This is a genomic window from Streptomyces sp. NPDC058308 (genome assembly GCF_042880275.1).
Taxonomy (GTDB): domain Bacteria; phylum Actinomycetota; class Actinomycetes; order Streptomycetales; family Streptomycetaceae; genus Streptomyces.
Genome location: NZ_JBHVZA010000011.1, coordinates 163,185 through 181,982, shown reverse-complemented (window position 1 = coordinate 181,982; position 18,798 = coordinate 163,185). Strand labels below are relative to the sequence as shown.

Below are 18,798 nucleotides of genomic sequence, written 5' to 3'. Positions count from 1 at the left end.
GGGCGCGGGGAACTGCGCGACCAGCCCCCACCGGGGGGCGGGTGTAAACGGGCGGTCAGCTCGGTACGGGGTTCTCGTCCGGCCGGGGAAGCGGAGTCACTGCCGGGGACCGGTGGGTCAGGGCGGTGTACGTGAGACCGCCCACCACTCCGGACAGGAGAAAACTGCAGTCGACCCCGCCCGTCAGGGACAGCAGCGGCCCCTCGTACGAGGGGAGGGAGACCGCGAGCAGCCCGACCACCGCGCCCAGGCCCCAGGCCACCGTCGCCCGGACGTGCCAGCCGGCGCGATACCAGTAGACCCCGCCCCTGGAGCGGCGGTTGAAGACCTGCAGGGCCTCCGCGTCGTACTCCCCCCGGCAGCGCGCGAACCCGATCAGCGTGATGACCGCCCACGGCGTGCCGATGGCGGTCAGGAGCAGTACGAAGGACGTCATCGCGTCCTGCGCCTCCCACGCGTAGTGGCCGACGAAGACGCAGCCCGTGGCGACGCCCGCGACCGTGTACGTGGCGCGGGCGCGGGACGCGCGGGGCAGGATCGCGTCGAGGTCCAGGCCCATGGAGTAGAGCATCAGGCCCGCGTTGCCGACCGAGCCCGCGGAGGCGGCGAGCAGCAGCGGGACCAGGTACCAGGCGGGTGACGCGCCGACGAGCCCGCCCGCGTAGTCGAGGGCCGCGCGCGCCGCGTACGCCGTGAACGTGCCGAAGAGCTGGGGGATCAGGAGTCCCGCGATGAGCCCCAGCCAGGCGGCGCCGAGGACCGCGCGGGAGCTGTGCCGGGCCGGGGAGACGTAGCGGGTGTAGTCGCCGAGCAGGGTGATGAAAGCGATCGGTCCGGAGAGGCCCGCCGCGACGAGCGCGAGCAGCCACGTGGGCCAGAACGAGCCGAGCGCGTAGCCGCCCGCGCCGGGCAGCGCGGTGGTCGTGAAGTCGGGGGCGTACGCGACGACGCCGAGGACGAGCAGCGCCGTCATGCCGACCGCGAGGATGCGCGAGAGGCGGAGCAGCACGCGGTAGCCGTAGACGGCGCCCGCGACGGTGGCCGCCGCGAGCAGGGCGTAGACCACGGAGTACGAGAGTCCGCCGGCGGGCAGGCCGAGCAGCCGGTGCAGGGTGCCGACCATGACGTCGCCGCCGATCCAGATGGTCAGCGCGGTGTAGCCGAGCGAGAGCAGCAGGCCCACGACCGAGCCGACAAGGCGGCCGCGCACCCCGAACTGGGCGCCGGAGGAGGTCGAGAGGTTCGTCCCGGTGCGCAGCGAGACCAGGGCGAGCGGCGCGGTCAGCGCGGTGCCGACCACCGTGCCCGTCACCACCGCGCTGACCGACTCCCACCAGCCGAGGCCGAACGACACCGGCAGCCAGCCGAAGACGATCACCCCCAGGCAGAGGTTGGAGCCGATGAGGATCGACACGAGATCGCGGGGGCCGCTGGTGCGTTCCCCGTCCGGGATGGTGTCGACTCCGCGCTGTTCTATCGGCATGAGGGTGCCCCTGACGCTCGCTTGGTCCCGATGGTTGCCCCGACATTTGAGCAGCGCTCAATGTGACGTGTGAAGCCCTGTTCCGTCAATGCTTCCCGCATGCGGATTCCGTAGTTAGAGTGTTGCTCTAAACGTGGAACAGGGAGGTACGGCGCGTGCGACTCACGCCCACCGAACGCGACCGGTTGCTGCTCTTCGGGGCCGCCGAGCTCGCCAGGTCCCGCAAGGCGCGCGGCCTCAGACTCAACGTCCCCGAGGCGACCGCGCTGATCGCCGACACGGTCTGCGAGGCCGCCCGCGACGGCGCCCGGCTCGCCGAGGCCGTCGAGCGGGCCCGCTCGGTCCTCGGCCCGGACGACGTGCTGCCCGGCGTCGCGGACGTGGTGACCGAGGTGCACGTGGAGGCCGTCTTCGACGACGGGTCCCGGCTCGCCGTGGTCTCGGAACCGATCGGGCCGGGGCTCGGCGACGAGGCGCCCGGCGCGCTCCTGCCGGGACCCGTGCACGAGGACCCCGCCCCGACCGTGACGCTGACCGTGCGCAACACCGCGACGGTGCCGGTCTCCGTCACCTCCCACTTCCACTTCTTCGAGGCCAACCCCCGGCTCGACTTCGACCGCGCCGCCGCGTACGGCCTGCGCCTCGCCGTCCCCGCCGGCTCCTCGGTCCGCTTCGGGCCCGGCGAGAGCGCAGAGGTCGGGCTGCTGCCCATCGGCGGCGAGCGGATCGCCATCGGCTTCGCGGGCCTGGTCGACGGGCCGCTGGACGCGCCGGGCGCCCGTGAAGAGGCCCTGTGCCGGGCCGCCGCCTGCGGCTACCTCGGCGTTCCTGACACGGCAGAGCAGGAGCCGGACACCACAGAGCAGGAGCCGGACATGACAGAGCAGGAGGACGAGCGATGAGCCGCCCCGGAGGCCACCCCGCCGCACCGCGCCGCCTCACCCCGTACGAGTACGCCTCGACGCACGGCCCCCGCGCCGGCGACCACGTCCGGCTCGGCGACTCCGGTCTGACGATCCGCGTCGAGTCCGACTCGCAGAAGCACGGCGACGAATTCCTCGCCGGATTCGGCAAGACGGCCCGCGACGGACTGCACCTGAAGGCCGCCGCGGTCCGCGAGACCTGTGACGTCGTCATCAGCAACGTCGTCGTCATCGACGCGGTGCAGGGGATCAGGAAGGTGTCCATCGGCATCCGCGAGGGCCGCATCCACGCCATAGGGCGGGCCGGGAACCCCGACACCCTCGACGGCGTCGACGTCGTCGTCGGCACCGGCACGTCCATCGTGTCGGGGGAGGGGCTGATCGCCACCGCGGGATCCGTGGACACCCACGTCCACCTGCTCTCCCCGCGCATCATGGAGGCCTCCCTCGCCTCCGGCGTGACGACGGTCATCGGCCAGGAGTTCGGGCCCGTCTGGGGCGTCGGCGTCAACTCGCCCTGGGCGCTGCGCCACGCCTTCAACGCCTTCGACGCCTGGCCGGTCAACATCGGCTTCCTCGGCCGGGGTTCGTCCTCCCACGACGCGCCGCTCATCGAGGCGCTCGCCGAGGGCGGCGCGTCCGGCTTCAAGGTGCACGAGGACATGGGCGCGCACACCCGCGCGCTGGACACCGCGCTGCGTGTCGCCGAGGAGCACGACGTTCAAGTCGCCCTGCACAGTGACGGGTTGAACGAGTGTCTCTCCGTCGAGGACACGCTGAAGGTCCTCGAAGGGCGCACCATCCACGCCTTCCACATCGAGGGCTGCGGCGGCGGCCACGTACCGAACGTCCTGAAGATGGCGGGCGTGCCGAACGTCATCGGCTCCTCGACCAATCCGACGCTGCCCTTCGGGCGGGACGCGGTCGCCGAGCACTACGGGATGATCGTCTCGGTCCACGACCTCAAGACCGACCTGCCGGGCGACGCGGCGATGGCCCGCGACCGCATCCGCGCCGGGACGATGGGCGCCGAGGACGTGCTGCACGACCTCGGCGCCATCGGCATCACCTCGTCCGACGCGCAGGGCATGGGCCGCGCGGGCGAGACCGTGCGCCGCACCTTCGCGATGGCCGGGAAGATGAAGGCCGAGCTCGGCCCGATGGAGGGCGACGGCGAGCGCGACGACAACGCGCGCGTCCTGCGCTACATGGCCAAGCTGACCATCAACCCCGCCCTCGCGCACGGCCTCGCCCACGAGGTCGGCTCCATCGAGGTCGGCAAGCTCGCCGACATCGTGCTGTGGCGCCCCGAGTACTTCGGCGCCAAGCCGCAGCTGGTGCTGAAGTCCGGCTTCCCCGCCTACGGAGTCGTGGGCGACCCGAACGCCGCGACCGACACCTGCGAACCCCTCGTCCTCGGGCCGCAGTTCGGCGCGTACGGGGCGACGCCCGCCGACATCTCCGTGGCCTTCGTCGCCCGGGCCGCCGTCGACCAGGGCAACGACAGGATGCCCACCCGCAGGCGCCGCGTCGCCGTCCGGGGCACGCGCGGCATCGGCCCCGCCGACCTGCGCCTGAACTCCCGCACCGGCGCAGTCGACGTGAACCAGCGCACCGGCCTCGTCACCCTCGACGGCGACCCCGTCCGCTCCGAGCCCGCCGACTCCGTCTCCCTCAACCGCCTCTACTTCCTTTAAAGGTGTACGTCATGACTGCTGCCGCCGACGGCTTCCGCATGCCCGCCGAGTGGGCCCCGCACGAGCGCACCTGGATGGCGTGGCCGTGCCCCAACCCGACCTTCGACGACCCCTCGGGCCTGGACGAGTCCCGCCTCGCCTGGGCGAACGTCGCCCGCGCCGTACGCCGCTTCGAGCCGGTCACCGTGGTCTGCGGGCCCGCCCAGTCCGCGTACGCGACCGAGCTGCTCGGTCCGGACATCGACGTGGTGGAGCGGGAGCTCGACGACGCCTGGATGCGGGACATCGGCCCGACCTTCCTCACCGACGGCAAGGGGCGCCTTGCCGCCGCCGACTGGACGTTCAACGGCTGGGGCGCCCAGGAGTGGGCCCGCTGGGACCACGACGCGAAGGTCGGCGCGTACGTCGCCGACCTCGCGGGGGCCCGGACGTACACCTCGCGCCTCGTCAACGAGGGCGGCGGCATCCACGTCGACGGCGAGGGCACCGTCCTGCTCACCGAGACGGTGCAGCTCGGCCCCGAGCGCAACCCCGGCTGGACCAAGGAGCAGGTCGAGGCGGAGATCCACGCCCACCTCGGCACCACCAAGGCGATCTGGCTGCCGCGCGGCCTCACCGCCGACTACCCCGGCCACGGCTTCGGCACCCTCGGCCACGTCGACATCGTCGCCGCCTTCGCCGCGCCCGGCGTGGTCCTCGTGCACTCCCAGCGCGACCCCGGCCACCCGGACTTCGAGGTCAGCAAGGAGATCGTGGCCGCGCTGAAGGGCCGGACGGACGCGCGCGGCCGCACCCTGCGGATCGTCGAGGTGCCCGCCCCGACCGTCCTGAAGGATGCCGAGGGCTGGGTCGACTACTCGTACATCAACCACTACCTCTGCAACGGCGGCGTCGTCCTGTGCGCCTTCGGCGACCCGAACGACGAGATCGCGGCCGGCATCTTCCGCGGCCTCTTCCCCGACCGTACGGTGACGCTCGTCGACGCCCGTACGATCTTTGCCGGGGGTGGTGGCATCCACTGCATCACCCAGCAGCAGCCGAAGGTGTGATCAAGGAGAACGAAATGGCGGCTCAGGCCCGCGCGCGGAAGAACGCCCCGCCGCGCGAGGACGTGTTGACGGCCGCCATGGAGATGATCGCCGAGCGCGGCCTGGAGAAGCTGACCATGGCCGCGCTCGGCCGCGAGGTCGGCATGAGCTCCGGCCATCTCCTCTACTACTTCCGCACCAAGGACGAGCTGCTCCTGCGCACCCTGGAGTGGAGCGAGGGCCGTCTCGGCGCCGAGCGCGGCCGCCTCCTCGCCCGCCCCGGCACGGCACGCGCCCGCCTGGACGCCTACGTCGACCTCTACGTGCCCGACGGCCCCGGCGACCCCCACTGGACGCTCTGGCTTGAGGTCTGGAACCGCTCCCTGGGCGCCGACGAGGAAGGCCGCGACCGGCAGGCCGCGATCGAGGGCGCCTGGCACCGGGACCTGGTGGCGCTGCTCGCCGAGGGCGTCTCGCGCGGCGAGTTCGGGACGGTCGACCCCGACCGCTTCGCGACCCGGCTGCGGGCGCTGCTCGACGGCTTCGCCATCCACGTGGCGATCGGACTGCGCGGGACGGGCCGGGACCAAGTCCTCGGCCACGTAAGGGAGTTCCTGGACGGAGCGCTCGTCGCGAACTCCTAGGGTCGTGCGGCGGCTCGTGCGGAACCGCGCCGCGGGCGGGACCGTCCCTGTCGACAGGGGCCCGGGCGACGCCACCACACCGCCCTCGCCCGCCACGCACGGCACCAAGAGCACGGGGGACTTGACCATGCACAGGAACCACCGCAAGCGCACCGCCCTGGCCGCCGCGGCCGTCGTCGCCGTCACCATCGGCACGCTGCCTGCCGCCTTCGCCGCGCCGGGCGCCACCGCAGCGCCCCGCACGGAAGCGGTCAGCGTGACCGGCGCCGGCAAGGCGGCGAACGACCGGTCCGAGGGGGCCGTGATCAGCCGCGACGGCCGGTTCGCGGCCTTCGACTCCGAGGCCACCGACCTCACCGCGGGGGACACGAACGGGGCGCGCGACATCTTCGTACGCGATCTGCGCACCGCGCGGACGGAGCGCATCGCCCTGGCGGGGCGCCAGGTCAGCGGCCCGTCCCTGAGTGCCGACGGACGCTACGTGGCGTTCGTCTCCAGCCCCGCGGGCTCCTACTCCGACCGCGACGTCCGGCTCCACGACCGCAGGACGGGGAAGACCGAGCGCCTCGACGTCGAGCTGCCCGACGGCTACCCGGGCGACAGCGCGGGCAGCGTCTCGCTGAGCGCGGACGCGCGCTACGCCGTCTTCAGCACGGACGGGCCGCGCTTCGACGGCACCGCGGTCTTCCTGCGCGACCGCAGGACCGGCACCACCGAGAAGGTCAGCCACGCCTACACGGGTGGCGACGGGGAGCGCGACGCCCACGCGCCGACCGTCAGCGACAACGGCCGCTACGTCGTCTACGCCACCTCCTTCGTGAACGGCCCGCGCGGCGACGACTGGAGCGACCTGTGGCTGCGCGACCGCAGGACCGGGAAGCTGAGCCAGGTCGACCGCTCCCACGACGGGTCCAGGACCGAGAAGGAGTCCCTGGAGCCGTCCATCAGCGGTGACGGCCGCACGGTCGTCTTCGAGTCACGGGACACCCATCTCGTCCCCGGTGACGACGACGCCTCCTGGAACGTGTTCGTGCACGACGTGGCCTCGGGCAGGAACCAGCGGATCCACGGCACCCAGGGCGGCCCGGGCGAGGTCTACACCCGCGCGCCCGCGATCAGCGCCGACGGCCGGTACCTCACCTTCATGTCCGAGCTCGCCGAGCCGGGCAGCGAGTACGGCAAGGAGTGGCCCGTCTACCTGCGGGACCTGAAGCGGGGCACGACCACGCTCGTCACCCCGGACACCTCGGGAGGCACCGCCACCGCGTCGGTCGACCCGGGCGGCATCTCGGCGGGCGCCCGCAGGATCGCCTTCGCCTCCAGTGATGCGACGCTGCTGCCGGGCGACACGAACGACGGCGACGACGTCTTCGTACGTCATCTGCGCTGATTCGTATGTCATCTGCGCTGACGGCTCACCGGATGCCTGCGCGATACGGGCGGCGCGACGACGCGCCGCCCGCATCGTGAGACGGGCGTCCCGCCCGGCCGCGAAGCATGGCAAGCTGCCCCCGTGCTCTCGTTCGCCATGATTATTGGCAGCAGGCGCGCCGGTCCGCAGTGACCGCCTCGTACCCATCACGTACGGGCGGACACCGTCGCCTCGACCCGCGCGCAGACCTCTCGCACCCGCGAGGGGTTTTTTCGTTTCCCGGCCCAACTGCAGCCGGACACGGAGCGCGAGGGATCATTGGGGGTGGTGGAGCCGGTCATTCCGGTAGACCGAGATCCGACACAGGAGCCAGATCAGCATGACGGAAACCAGCACACCCGATGACTCGTTCCACGTCTTCGACACGACGCTGCGCGACGGTGCGCAGCGCGAGGGCATCAACCTCACCGTCGCGGACAAGCTGACCATCGCACGGCACCTGGACGACTTCGGCGTGGGCTTCATCGAAGGCGGCTGGCCCGGCGCCAATCCGCGCGACACCGAGTTCTTCGCGCGGGCACAGCAGGAGATCACCTTCCGGCACGCCCAGCTCGTCGCCTTCGGCGCCACCCGCCGCGCGGGCGCCAAGGCCGCCGACGACCCGCAGGTGAGCGCCCTTCTCGCGTCCGGCGCCCCCGTCATCACCCTCGTCGCCAAGTCCCATGACCGGCACGTCGAACTGGCCCTGCGCACCACCCTCGAAGAGAACCTGGAGATGGTCCGCGACACCGTCTCCCACCTGGTCGCCGAGGGCCGCCGCGTCTTCGTCGACTGCGAGCACTTCTTCGACGGCTACCGCGCCAACCCCGAGTACGCGAAGGCCGTCGTGCGGGCCGCGTCCGAGGCCGGCGCCGACGTCGTCGTCCTGTGCGACACCAACGGCGGCATGCTGCCCGCGCAGGTCCAGGCCGTCGTGGGCACCGTCGCCGCCGACACCGGCGCACGGCTCGGCATCCACGCCCAGGACGACACCGGCTGCGCCGTCGCGAACACCCTCGCCGCCGTCGACGCGGGCGCCACCCACGTGCAGTGCACCGCCAACGGCTACGGCGAGCGCGTCGGCAACGCCAACCTCTTCCCCGTCGTGGGCGCCCTGGAGCTCAAGTACGGCAAGCAGGTCCTGCCCGAGGGCTCGCTGCGCGAGATGACCCGCGTCTCGCACGCCATCGCCGAGGTCGTCAACCTCACGCCCTCCACCCATCAGCCGTACGTGGGCGTCTCCGCCTTCGCGCACAAGGCGGGCCTGCACGCCTCCGCGATCAAGGTCGACCCGGACCTGTACCAGCACATCGACCCGGACCTCGTCGGCAACCGCATCCGCATGCTCGTCTCCGACATGGCGGGCCGCGCCTCCATCGAGCTCAAGGGCAAGGAGCTCGGCGTCGACCTCGGCGACGACCGCGCGCTGATCGGCCGCGTCGTGGAGCGGGTCAAGGAGCGCGAGCTCCAGGGCTACACGTACGAGGCCGCCGACGCCTCCTTCGAACTGCTGCTCCGCGAGGAGGCCGAGGGCCGGGCGCGGCGCTACTTCCGCGTCGAGTCCTGGCGGGCCATCGTCGAGGACCGCCCCGACGGCACGCACGCCAACGAGGCCACCGTGAAGCTGTGGGCCAAGGGCGAGCGCATCGTCGCCACGGCGGAGGGCAACGGCCCGGTCAACGCCCTCGACCGGGCGCTGCGGGTCGGCCTGGAGCGGATCTATCCGCAGCTCGCCAAGTTGGAGCTCGTCGACTACAAGGTCCGCATCCTGGAGGGCAAGCACGGCACGTCCTCCACCACGCGCGTCCTGATCTCCACCTCGGACGGCGTCGGCGAGTGGTCGACCGTCGGCGTCGCGGAGAACGTCATCGCCGCGTCGTGGGGCGCACTGGAGGACGCGTACACCTACGGCCTGCTGCGGGCCGGGGTCGAGCCGGTCGAATAACCCCAGCCGAACCGCCACCCGAACCCCCGCCGGGGACCGCGCTGGGTTACGTTCGAAGTATGAGGAATCGGGCGAAGCGGATCACCGTCGGACTTTCGGGGCTGCTGCTCGCCCTGGGTGCCGTGTCCTTCACTGCCGCGCCCGGGGCGGCGGCGGCGCCCGCGGCCCCGGACGCCTCCAGTGCGTCGGTGGTGGCCGACGCCTGGGAGAAGAGTCCGGTGTACGTCGATCCCGCGGCGTCGGACCAGCTGTCCGAAACACAGGCGGACGCCCTCGCCGAGAAGATCAAGAAGGCCGACAAGCCGGTGTTCGTCGCCGTGCTGCCGGACGACTTCCCGCAGCAGAACCTCTTCCGGCAGCTGCGCACCGAGACCGGCGTGACCGGCGCGTACGCCGTGCGGCTCGGCGGCGGATTCGACGCGAAGGCCGACCGGTCGGTGCTGACGCCCAACGCCGTCAACAACCTCGTCTCCCTCGTCCAGGGCGAGGACACCCCCGCCCAGCTCGACCGTTTCGTCGGCCAGGCGCTCGTGCAGGCGCGCGGCAAGGCCCCTGAATCCTGGGGCGGCGGCTCCGGTGACGGCGTCTCCGCGGGCTCCCTCATCGCGGTCGGCGTGGTCGTGGTGGCCGGGGCGGGCGGCGCGTACGCCGTGATCCGGCGCAAGAAGCGGCGGCACGAGGAGAGCAGGCGCGAGGCGCTGAACAAACTGTCCGTCGTCGTGGACGAGGACATCACCGCGTTCGGCGAGGAGCTGGACCGGCTCGACTTCCACCCCGCGGAGGCGGGCGCGGACGACGCGATGCGCGCGGATTACGAGCGCGCCCTGGACGCTTACGAGAAGGCGAAGTCCTACATGGCCGCCGCGACCCGCCCCGAGGACGTGCGGGCCGTCACCCAGTCCCTGGAGGACGGCCGCTTCTCCCTGGCCCTGCTCGCCGCGCGGCGCGAGGGACGCGAGCTGCCGGAGCGGCGGGCCCCCTGCTTCTTCGACCCGCGGCACGGACCCTCGACCGAGGACGTGATGTGGGCGCCCCCGGGTGCGCCGGAGCGCTCGGTCCCGGTGTGCGCGGCGGACGCGGCACGCCTCGCGGACGGCCGGGACCCGATGGCCCGCACGGTGGCCACGGAGTCCGGCGAGCGCCGCCCCTACTGGGAGGCGGGCCCGGCCTACGGGCCGTGGGCGGGCGGATACTTCGGCGGCGGCCTGCTGCCGGGTCTGCTGCTCGGTACGATGCTCGGCGGCATGATGTCGACACCCGCCTACGCGTCGGACTACGGCTCCGGGTACGGCGACTTCGGCGGCGGCTACGAGGGCGGCGACTTCTCGGGCGCCGACTTCGAGCCCGGGGACTTCGGCGGCGGGGACTTCGGCGGGGGCGGCGATTTCGGCGGCGGCGGGGACTTCGGCGGAGGGGGCGGCTTCTAAGGGCTGCCCCTAAGCGAGTACGGGGCGACGTGGATCACACGTGTGCGTGTCACAGGGCGTCGGGCTGTCTCGTCCCAGGGGGTGTAGCCACCGACGAGCACGGAGGAGCCCACCCATGGACGCGCGACTGAACTACTTCGCCGGCCCCACCGCCGCCAAAGCCCTCAAGCACCTCATGTCGGCGGGCAGGACGCTCAAGGACTCGCCGTTGGCGGCCGCGACACGGGAGCTCGTGGCCCTGCGCGTGAGCCAGATCAACGGCTGCGCCGTCTGCATCGACATGCACACCAAGGAGGCAGCCGCGGCCGGCGAGGACTCGGTGCGGCTGAACCTGGTGGCGGCGTGGCGGGAGGCCACGGTCTTCACGGAGGCCGAGCGTGCCGCGCTGGAGCTGGCGGAGCAGGGGACCCGCGTCGCGGACGCGGCCGGCGGGGTCAGCGACGAGGTCTGGGCGCGTGCCGCGAAGCACTTCGACGAGGAGCAGCTCACCGCCCTGGTGGTCCTGGTCTGCTTCATGAACACGGCGACTCGGCTGAACATCATCGCCAAGCAGCGGGCCGGTGACTACGAGGCCGGGCAGTTCCACTGAGGGGTCATCGATGAGCCGCCCGGGGCACTGTCACTCCGGGCGCGGGGGCGTTGTACAGCCCTGTTGCACAGCCCTGCTGACGGTCCGCAAGATCACTAGAACAGACCGCGCCGGGAATACGGCCGCCCGGCCGGGGATATGACACAGGCTCTCAAGGGGGATGCGGCGTGAACAAGGTCGACGAGTTCGAGGAGCTGCGGCCCCTGCTGTTCTCGATCGCTTACCGGATTCTGGGCAGCGTGAGCGAAGCCGAGGACGCGGTGCAGGAGACATGGCTGCGCTTCGACGGCTCGACGACCCTTCCCAGGTCGGTCAAGGCGTTCCTGTCCGCCACGGTGACGCGGATCTCGATCGACGTGCTGCGCTCCGCACGGGTGCGGCGGGAGGAGTACGTCGGCCCGTGGTTCCCCGAGCCACTGCTGAGCGATCCGTATCAGGATCCGGCGCGCTCGGCGGAGCTGGCCGACTCGGTGTCGATGGCGGCGCTGCTGCTTCTGGAGCGGCTCAGCCCGCTGGAGCGGTCGGTGTTCGTGCTGCGGGAGGTGTTCGGCTTCAGGTTCGACGACATCGCCTCGGCGGTGGGGCGTTCGGAGGCGGCGTGCCGGCAGCTGCTGGTACGGGCGCGGCGGCACATGGAGGCCGGGCGGCCGCGGTTCGAAGCGGACCGTCAGGAGCGGCAGGAGCTGGCGACGCGGTTCTTCGACGCCCTGCGCGAAGGCGATGTCGCCGGCCTGCGGGATCTGCTGGCCGCCGACGTGCAGATGGTGGGGGACGGCGGCGGCAAGGCCCCGCAGCTGGCCAGGGCCGTCGTCGGCACCGAGAACGTGGCCCGGCTGCTGGCCTCCGTCTTCCCGCTGATGGCCCGGATCGACGTGACGTTCGAGCCGCACGAGGTCAACGGCCAGCCCGGCGCCGTTTTCCGGGACCGGGACGGCAAGGTCCTCCATACCCTGGCCCTCGACGTGCTCGACGGGCAGATCCAGACCATCCGCTCGGTGATCAACCCCGACAAGCTCGGCCACCTCGGACCGGTTGCCGACGCCTGGGCCATCGACGGCGAGGTGAAACAGGCCTGCCGGCAGACGAAGTGACCCCGGGGCCGGCCGCGGCCCGGCGCGTCGACACCCTCTCGGCGCGGCTGAGTCACCAACTTGCCGAAGGGGCGCGGGCTCAGCCCGGTGAACAGGGCGGTCCATGAGGCGGAAGGATTCCGGCGCTTGACCGCGCGGCACCAACACGAGACGATACGTATCGTCTTTTCAATCGCACGCGAGGAGGTCCGCTCATGCCGGGACAAGTCCAGGAGCAGTACGTCGAGGTGGCGCCGGGGGTACGGCTGTGGACCGAGCGGCGAGGAGCACCCGACGCTCCCGCGCTGCTCCTCGTCATGGGGGCCCAGGCCTCCGGGCTAGGCTGGCCCGAGCCGCTGGTGGACGCGCTCGCCGCGCACCATCACGTCATCCGCTACGACCACCGCGACACGGGCCGTTCCAGTCGCTCTTTCGACGAACACCCCTATGCCGTAACCGACTTGGCGCGGGACGTGGTCGCGGTCCTGGACGGCCTCGGCGTCGGGCGCGCGCACCTCGTGGGCCTCTCGCTGGGCGGCATGCTCTGCCAGCTGGTGCTCGCCGACCACCCCGAGCGGGTGCTGAGCGCGACCCTGATGGGCACGTGCGCGCTGAGCGAGACCCCGTACGTGAGGCCGGACGGCGTTCGCGTGCCCGTCGCGGAGCTGCCCGGCATCGCACCGGAGATCCTGGAACTGTGGGCCCGCCCGGTCGAGGATCACGGCCCCGAGGTCGAGCTGGACCGCCGGGTGGAACACTGGCGGCTGCTGAGCGGGGGCCAACTGCCCTTCGACGCCACGTACTTCAGGGATCTGGAACGCCGCATCATCGAGCACGCGGGTAGTCACGTGGACTCGTCCGCCCACGGCCGCGCCGACGACTCGGAGATGCTCCGCACCGCCGAACTGGCCCGGAACCAGGTCCCCGTGCTCGTCGTGTCCGCCCCCGCCGAGCCCGTCTTCCCGCTCCCGCACCCCCAGCACCTGGCCCAGGTCGTCGCCGGTGCACGGCTCGTGGAGATTCCCGGCATGGGCCACTCGCTGCCGCCAGGGGTCCACGAACCCCTGGCGAAGGCGATTCTCGGGCATACGCTCGGCACCGGGTGAATCAGTCCGTCCGCGGGCCGGCCGGGGGAGTCGTCACCGGCCACCGGCCCGGGTGCCCCGGCGGCAGCGCCAAGTCCCGCCGGACCGCCGCGTAGTACGCCTCGCGCGCGGCCCGCTGCCGCTCCAGAAGCCCGGCCCACGCGTCGGGGTCGTGCGTGTCCGCGCGCAGGAACCGCTCCATCTCGATCACGAGGAGCACCCACGCCCGCGCCTCGTCGACCACCTCCGGGGCGCCGAGCATGAGCAGCGCCTCTCCGGCGGGGTCCCGTGCCTCGGCGGCCTGGGTGAGGTGCGGTACCGCCTCTTCGGGGGAGAGGGGATGGGGGTGCGGGTCGTTGCCGAGGTGGGCGGCGACCCGGTAGGTGAGGCTGACGGTCTGCCGCAGGACGCGGGCGTATTCGGTGTAGACCGCGAGGCGCCGCTCCTCCCACCGTGCCGCCTGCTCCCGGCGGAACCGGATGCGGTCGCCCCGCGTGATCGCCACGTAGGACCCGAGCGCACCGATGATCACGCCGAGGAGCGCGGGCAGTTGCTGTATGAACTCGGGCACGGCGGAACGGTAGCGCGCACCCGCCCTGTGGCGCGGGCGGTCGGGTTCAGGTGCCGTCCTTGATCGCCGAAACGTCGAAGTTCAGCTTGATCCTGTCCGAGACGAGCACGCCGCCGGTCTCCAGCGCGGCGTTCCAGGTGAGGCCCCACTCCGAGCGCAGGATCTCCGCCTTGCCCTCGAAGCCGACGCGCTCGTTGCCGAACGGGTCCTTGGCCGCGCCGTTGAACTCCAGGTCGATGGAGAGCGGCTTCGTGGTGCCCAGGATCGTCAGGTCGCCGGTGACGCGGTAGTCGTCGCCGCCGAGCGCCTCGGCCTTGGTGGACCGGAAGGTCATCTCGGGGAACTCCTCGGTCTTGAAGAAGTCCGCGCTCTTCAGGTGTCCGTCACGGTCGGCGTTGCCCGTGTCGATGCTGTCGATCTTGACGTCGATGGAGGCCGTCGAGCGGGACGGGTCCGTGCCGTCCAGGTGCAGCGACCCGGTGAAGTCGAGGAAGGAACCCTTGACGTTGGTGACCATCGCGTGCCGTGCGACGAAGCCGATCGTCGTGTGCGCGGGGTCGATCGTGTAGTCGCCGGTCAGCGCGGCAAGCTCCGGGGTGACCGGGGCGGGGGTAGGGGCGGTGGTGGTGCCCGCTGCCGTGGCGGTTTCGTTCTTGCGGCCGAAGATGCCCATGACGTGCTCCTTGGGGGACGAGCTCCGATGGAGAGCTGATGTTGAATGTTCAACATGAACGAAGGTAGCGCGATTAAGTTCAAGGTTCAACCTCTAAGTGGGGTGTGTCGGGGTGAATCTGTGCGGTGCTGCGGTGCTGCGGCGCTGTAGCACCGTGGTGTCGCGGTGGCGTCAGTGGGGGAGCGGTGGTGGCGCCACGAGGGGTTGCTATGGCGCCAAGATGGTGCCACTATGGCGTCATGGACCTCACGCAGTACGTCGATCAGCTCCGGCAGGAGCTCGCGGTGGCCGCCGCGGCGGGCGGGGACGAGGCCCGCGCCCTGGCCGAGCGCCTCACCGCCCCGCTGGAGTCGGCCGCCCGTCTCACTCTGCTCAACGCGCTCTCCGCCGCCGCGGACGAGATCACCGCCGATCTCGCGCCGGGCTCGGTCGACGTACGGCTGCGGGGCATCGACCCCGAGTTCGTGGTGACGCCGCCGCCCGCTGCCGAGACGTTCGACGCCAAGGCGGAGTACGAGGCCCTCATGGCGGCGCAGGTGCCGCCCCCGCCGCCCGCCGCGCCCGACGCCGCGGACGACGGCGGCACCGCCCGGATCAACCTCCGCCTCCCGGCCCACGTGAAGGCCCGCGTCGAGGAGGCCGCGAGCCGGGACGGCCTCTCGGTCAACGCCTGGCTCGTCCGTGCGGTCTCCGGCGCGGTGGACGGGTCGGACGCCCGCTCCGGCCCGAAGTCCGGACGCCGTGACGGCTGGAGCCCCGGCAACAACTTCACGGGCTGGGTGCGCTAGGCCCTGTCGTCAAACTCGCGTCTGCCTCGCGGCGTCTGGCACGCACGCTCGCCGCGTTGTCGGGCTCATCCCGGTACGCCCAGTACCGGGATGACCCTCCGCCTTGCGATCGCACGCACCAGACGCCGCGAGGCCGCCCTCCGGGCGAACGACGCGAGCTTGACGACAGGACCTAGGCGCTCCGCCGGAGGTGCGGCGACATGCCGTCGATCGTCTGCGGCACCAACGTGGCTGGTCGCGCAGTTCCCCGCGCCCCTTCAGAGCGCGGCCGAACCGCAGCCGACTTCGCCAGACCCGCTTAGCCCGGGCCCCGGGCCCCGGCCCGACCCGCACAGGACCCAGTTCCACCTTCACCGACCGAGCCTCCGTGGCTCGGCGAGCCCCCAGGACGGGACAGCCATGCCTATTTTCGACACCCCAAAGCCCATCGCCGCCACCGTCACGTTCGAGGTGGGAACCCTCCGCATCGTCGCGGGAGACCGCGCGGACACCGTCGTCGACGTACGCCCCAGCAGCGCGTCCCGGGACGCGGACGTCAAGGCCGCCGAGCGCACCCGGGTCGAGTACGCCGACGGCAAGCTGGTGGTCAAGGGACCCAAGGAGCGCTCCCTCTTCGGCAAGGGCTCGTCCATCGAGGTGGACATCGCGCTGCCGGCCGGCTCCGAGGTGCGTACCACGGTCACCATGGCGCACATCACCGCCGAAGGCGCGCTCGGCGAGGGCGAGTTCAAGACCTCCGCGGGGGACGTGCGGATCGAGCGGGTCGGCGAGGTGCGGGCCGGCACGGGGTTCGGCGACGTGACCATCGGCCACGCGAACGGGCCGGCCCACGCCACCACCGGTTCCGGTGAGATCCGGCTCGGCGAGGTCCGGGGCGCGGTCGTCGCGAAGAACTCCAATGGCGCCGTGGACCTCGGCGACGTCGAGGGCGCCGTCACCGCCAAGACGGCCAGCGGCTCCGTCACCATCGGTCGTGCGACCGCCGACGTCTCCGTGAAGACCGCGAGCGGCAACATCCGGGTCGGCGAGCTGGTGCGCGGCACGAGCGAGCTGGAGACGGCGGCGGGCAGGATCGAGGTCGGCATCCGTGAGGGCACGGCCGCGTGGCTCGACGTGCGGACCCGTGGCGGCGCCGTCCACCGGACGCTGGAGGAGGTGGGCGCGTCGGAGGCGCCCGGCGAGGCCACCGACACGCTCAGGGTGCGCGCCCGCACGGGCTTCGGCGACATCACGATCCACCGCGCCTGACGGAACGCCGGGCGTGCCGCCCCACCGGCTCTGACGCCCCACCGCGCCTGACGCGTCGCCGCGCCTGGACGGGCCAGCGCGCCTGGACGGGTCGCCGCGTCTGACGGGCCATGGGGCCTGGCTGCCCACCGTGCCCAACGGCGCTCCGCGCCTGGACGGTCACCGCGCCTGACGTCCCACCGCGCCTGGACGGGGCGCCGCGCCTGACAGGCGACCGCGCCTGACGGCCCGCCCGGTGCCCGCCCCGCCCGCCCGTACCTCCCTTCCCGGCTCGACCGGTCTTTACCGGCTCCGCCGGTCTTCGTACCCACTCCTCAGCTGCCGCCCAGGCACCCGCCCGGCACCAGATTCGAACTGGCGTCCGATGGCGAAGCCTGCCCCGACCCGAACCCGACCCGAAAAGGAACGGACATGCCACCTCCCCTCACCACCCGCCCCGCGGCGATCACCGCCACCGGTCTGCGCAAGTCGTACGGGGACAAGACCGTCCTCGACGGCATTGACCTGGACATCCCGCAAGGGACGATCTTCTCCCTGCTCGGCCCCAACGGCGCCGGCAAGACGACCGCCGTGCAGATCCTGTCGACGCTCATCGCCGCCGACGCGGGCGACGCGCGGATCGCGGGGCACGACCTGCGGCGCGAGCCCGGGAAGGTGCGTGCCGCGATCGGTGTCACCGGGCAGTTCTCCGCCGTCGACAACCTCCTGACCGGCGAGGAGAACCTGCTCCTCATGGCCGACCTGTACGGCTTCGGCCGCCGGGTGGCCCGGCAGGTGGCCGCCGGTCTCGTCGAGCGGTTCGACCTTGCAGAGGCGGCCAGGAGGCCCGCGTCGACGTACTCCGGAGGCATGCGGCGCCGCCTCGACATCGCGATGACCCTGGTCGGCAATCCGCGCATCATCTTCCTCGACGAGCCGACCACCGGCCTCGACCCGCGCAGCCGGCGCGGCATGTGGGAGATCGTCCGCGAGCTCGTGGCCGACGGCGTCACCGTCTTCCTGACCACCCAGTACCTGGACGAGGCCGACCGACTCGCCGACCGCGTCGCCGTGTTGAGCGGCGGCAAGCTGGTCGCCCAGGGCACCCCCGCCGAGCTCAAGCGCCTCGTCCCCGGCGGCCACGTCCAGTTGCGCTTCGCCGACCTCGGCGCTCTGGAGCGGGCCGCGCGGACGCTCGGCGTCGGCGCCAGGGACGACGACGCGCTGACCCTCCACGTGCCGGGCGACGGCAGCCTGAAGTCCGTCAGGGCGGTGCTCGACCGGGTCGACGCCGCCGGGATCGAGGTCGAAGGGCTGGGCATCGAGACCCCCGACCTGGACGACGTCTTCTTCGCCGTGACCGGCCGCCCCGACCACGAGAAAGCGACCACCCGATGAGTACTGTCACCGCCACTCCGGCCGGCCCGCGCACCTACAACCCCGCCCCCACCTCCGCCGCGCGGAACTCCCTGACGATGGTGCGCCGCAACCTCAGGCACGCGCGGCGCTATCCCGCGATGACGATCAGCCTGGTGAGCATGCCCATCGCCATGCTCCTGCTCTTCAACTACGTGTTCGGCGGCGCGATGGCGGCCGGCACCGGCGGCGGATCCTCCGGTGACTACCTCCAGTACCTCGTCCCCGGCATCCTGCTGATGGCCGTCGGCGCGGGCGTGCTGCCCACCGCGGTCGGCGTCAGCGTCGATATGACCGAGGGCATCGTGGCCCGCTTCCGTACGATGCCGATCAGCGGTTCGTCGGTCCTGACCGGCCGTGCCGTCGGCGCCGTCATCCAGACGCTGCTGAGCATCGTCCTCGTCATCGGGGTCGCCTTCCTCGTGGGCTTCCGGTCCGGCGCGCGGCCCCTCGAATGGGTCGCCGCGGCCGGGCTCCTCACCCTCATGTCCGCCGCCCTGACCTGGCTCGCGGTCGCGCTCGGCCAGTTGGTGAAGGCCCCGGAGGCGGCGAGCAGCGCGGCGCTGCCTTTCTCCTTCCTGCTGCCCTTCCTCAGCAGCGCGTTCGTGCCGTTCGACTCGATGCCGGACTGGCTGCGCCACTTCGCCGAATGGCAGCCGTACACCGCCTTCATCGAGACCCTGCGCGGGCTGCTGCTCGGCAGCGAGATCGGCAAGTTCGGTCCGCTGGCGGTGGGCTGGGGCGTGGCCATCACCGTGCTCGGCTTCCTGTGGTCCCGCTCCCTCTTCCGGCGGGCCGCCTCGCGATAGCGGCGTGAGGGG

At 72.2% G+C, this 18,798-nt stretch carries 17 protein-coding genes; 14 read left to right on the top strand and 3 right to left on the bottom strand.

Features of this window, described 5'->3' with window-relative positions; translation table 11 throughout:
- Positions 1-55: 55 nt before the first annotated feature.
- Positions 56-1,483: a cytosine permease gene (locus tag ACFVYL_RS17590; protein ID WP_389716712.1), complete on the bottom strand. Its 1,428-nt coding sequence runs from the start codon at positions 1,481-1,483 to the stop codon at positions 56-58.
- A 155-nt stretch (positions 1,484-1,638) separates the two neighbouring features.
- Between ACFVYL_RS17590 and ureA the strand changes: the two genes are divergently transcribed.
- The 10 genes from ureA (at position 1,639) to ACFVYL_RS17540 (ending at position 13,323) form a co-directional block, all read left to right on the top strand.
- On the top strand, positions 1,639-2,385 hold the full coding sequence (gene ureA / locus ACFVYL_RS17585) for an urease subunit gamma (RefSeq protein ID WP_389716709.1): 747 nt from the start codon (positions 1,639-1,641) through the stop codon (positions 2,383-2,385).
- Positions 2,382-4,103: an urease subunit alpha gene (locus tag ACFVYL_RS17580; protein ID WP_389716706.1), complete on the top strand. Its 1,722-nt coding sequence runs from the start codon at positions 2,382-2,384 to the stop codon at positions 4,101-4,103. The genes ureA and ACFVYL_RS17580 overlap by 4 nt, the downstream gene beginning before the upstream one ends.
- Before the next feature lie 11 nt (positions 4,104-4,114).
- Positions 4,115-5,152, top strand: a complete 1,038-nt coding sequence (locus ACFVYL_RS17575) for an agmatine/peptidylarginine deiminase (RefSeq protein ID WP_389716703.1) — start codon at positions 4,115-4,117, stop codon at positions 5,150-5,152.
- A gap of 14 nt (positions 5,153-5,166) precedes the next feature.
- Entirely contained in the window at positions 5,167-5,775 is a 609-nt protein-coding gene (locus ACFVYL_RS17570; RefSeq protein WP_389716700.1) for a TetR/AcrR family transcriptional regulator, read from the top strand.
- Positions 5,776-5,902: 127 nt separating this feature from the next.
- Positions 5,903-7,165 (top strand): hypothetical protein, encoded by a 1,263-nt coding sequence (locus tag ACFVYL_RS17565; RefSeq protein WP_389716697.1) that lies wholly within the window; start codon positions 5,903-5,905, stop codon positions 7,163-7,165.
- Between the two features lie 361 nt (positions 7,166-7,526).
- Complete coding sequence (gene cimA / locus ACFVYL_RS17560) at positions 7,527-9,131, top strand: citramalate synthase (RefSeq protein ID WP_389716694.1); 1,605 nt, start codon at positions 7,527-7,529, stop codon at positions 9,129-9,131.
- 59 nt (positions 9,132-9,190) lie between these two features.
- Positions 9,191-10,558, top strand: a complete 1,368-nt coding sequence (locus ACFVYL_RS17555; protein ID WP_389716691.1) for a hypothetical protein — start codon at positions 9,191-9,193, stop codon at positions 10,556-10,558.
- A 115-nt stretch (positions 10,559-10,673) separates the two neighbouring features.
- The gene (locus tag ACFVYL_RS17550) at positions 10,674-11,147 is read left to right on the top strand and encodes a carboxymuconolactone decarboxylase family protein (RefSeq protein ID WP_389716689.1); all 474 of its coding nucleotides are present in this window, start codon (positions 10,674-10,676) and stop codon (positions 11,145-11,147) included.
- Between the two features lie 167 nt (positions 11,148-11,314).
- Positions 11,315-12,238 (top strand): RNA polymerase sigma-70 factor, encoded by a 924-nt coding sequence (locus ACFVYL_RS17545; protein WP_389716687.1) that lies wholly within the window; start codon positions 11,315-11,317, stop codon positions 12,236-12,238.
- Positions 12,239-12,432: 194 nt separating this feature from the next.
- Positions 12,433-13,323 (top strand): alpha/beta fold hydrolase, encoded by an 891-nt coding sequence (locus tag ACFVYL_RS17540; RefSeq protein ID WP_389716686.1) that lies wholly within the window; start codon positions 12,433-12,435, stop codon positions 13,321-13,323.
- A gap of 1 nt (position 13,324) precedes the next feature.
- Here ACFVYL_RS17540 and ACFVYL_RS17535 read toward each other — a convergent pair whose 3' ends face one another.
- Positions 13,325-13,873 carry a hypothetical protein gene (locus tag ACFVYL_RS17535; RefSeq protein ID WP_389716683.1) on the bottom strand — a complete coding sequence of 183 codons (549 nt, stop codon included), beginning with the start codon at positions 13,871-13,873 and terminating at the stop codon, positions 13,325-13,327.
- A 46-nt stretch (positions 13,874-13,919) separates the two neighbouring features.
- Complete coding sequence (locus ACFVYL_RS17530; protein WP_389716681.1) at positions 13,920-14,546, bottom strand: YceI family protein; 627 nt, start codon at positions 14,544-14,546, stop codon at positions 13,920-13,922.
- A 239-nt stretch (positions 14,547-14,785) separates the two neighbouring features.
- On the opposite strand from ACFVYL_RS17530, the gene ACFVYL_RS17525 reads away from it, so the two are divergent.
- The 4 genes from ACFVYL_RS17525 to ACFVYL_RS17510 all read left to right on the top strand — a co-directional run bounded on the left by ACFVYL_RS17525 (position 14,786) and on the right by ACFVYL_RS17510 (position 18,786).
- Positions 14,786-15,334, top strand: a complete 549-nt coding sequence (locus ACFVYL_RS17525) for a hypothetical protein (protein WP_389716679.1) — start codon at positions 14,786-14,788, stop codon at positions 15,332-15,334.
- Between the two features lie 399 nt (positions 15,335-15,733).
- Positions 15,734-16,582, top strand: a complete 849-nt coding sequence (locus tag ACFVYL_RS17520; protein ID WP_389716677.1) for a DUF4097 domain-containing protein — start codon at positions 15,734-15,736, stop codon at positions 16,580-16,582.
- Positions 16,583-16,993: 411 nt separating this feature from the next.
- Complete coding sequence (locus ACFVYL_RS17515; RefSeq protein ID WP_389716674.1) at positions 16,994-17,959, top strand: ATP-binding cassette domain-containing protein; 966 nt, start codon at positions 16,994-16,996, stop codon at positions 17,957-17,959.
- Positions 17,956-18,786 (top strand): ABC transporter permease, encoded by an 831-nt coding sequence (locus tag ACFVYL_RS17510; RefSeq protein WP_389716672.1) that lies wholly within the window; start codon positions 17,956-17,958, stop codon positions 18,784-18,786. The genes ACFVYL_RS17515 and ACFVYL_RS17510 overlap by 4 nt, the downstream gene beginning before the upstream one ends.
- The last annotated feature ends 12 nt before the right edge of the window (positions 18,787-18,798 follow it).

Coding starts and splice junctions, on each gene's coding strand:
- ACFVYL_RS17590 (WP_389716712.1), bottom strand. CDS start 1,483: ATGCCGATAGAACAGCGCGGAGTCGACACCATCCCGGACGGGGAACGC.
- ACFVYL_RS17580 (WP_389716706.1), top strand. CDS start 2,382: ATGAGCCGCCCCGGAGGCCACCCCGCCGCACCGCGCCGCCTCACCCCG.
- ACFVYL_RS17575 (WP_389716703.1), top strand. CDS start 4,115: ATGACTGCTGCCGCCGACGGCTTCCGCATGCCCGCCGAGTGGGCCCCG.
- ACFVYL_RS17570 (WP_389716700.1), top strand. CDS start 5,167: ATGGCGGCTCAGGCCCGCGCGCGGAAGAACGCCCCGCCGCGCGAGGAC.
- ACFVYL_RS17565 (WP_389716697.1), top strand. CDS start 5,903: ATGCACAGGAACCACCGCAAGCGCACCGCCCTGGCCGCCGCGGCCGTC.
- cimA (WP_389716694.1), top strand. CDS start 7,527: ATGACGGAAACCAGCACACCCGATGACTCGTTCCACGTCTTCGACACG.
- ACFVYL_RS17555 (WP_389716691.1), top strand. CDS start 9,191: ATGAGGAATCGGGCGAAGCGGATCACCGTCGGACTTTCGGGGCTGCTG.
- ACFVYL_RS17550 (WP_389716689.1), top strand. CDS start 10,674: ATGGACGCGCGACTGAACTACTTCGCCGGCCCCACCGCCGCCAAAGCC.
- ACFVYL_RS17540 (WP_389716686.1), top strand. CDS start 12,433: ATGCCGGGACAAGTCCAGGAGCAGTACGTCGAGGTGGCGCCGGGGGTA.
- ACFVYL_RS17530 (WP_389716681.1), bottom strand. CDS start 14,546: ATGGGCATCTTCGGCCGCAAGAACGAAACCGCCACGGCAGCGGGCACC.
- ACFVYL_RS17525 (WP_389716679.1), top strand. CDS start 14,786: ATGGACCTCACGCAGTACGTCGATCAGCTCCGGCAGGAGCTCGCGGTG.
- ACFVYL_RS17520 (WP_389716677.1), top strand. CDS start 15,734: ATGCCTATTTTCGACACCCCAAAGCCCATCGCCGCCACCGTCACGTTC.
- ACFVYL_RS17515 (WP_389716674.1), top strand. CDS start 16,994: ATGCCACCTCCCCTCACCACCCGCCCCGCGGCGATCACCGCCACCGGT.
- ACFVYL_RS17510 (WP_389716672.1), top strand. CDS start 17,956: ATGAGTACTGTCACCGCCACTCCGGCCGGCCCGCGCACCTACAACCCC.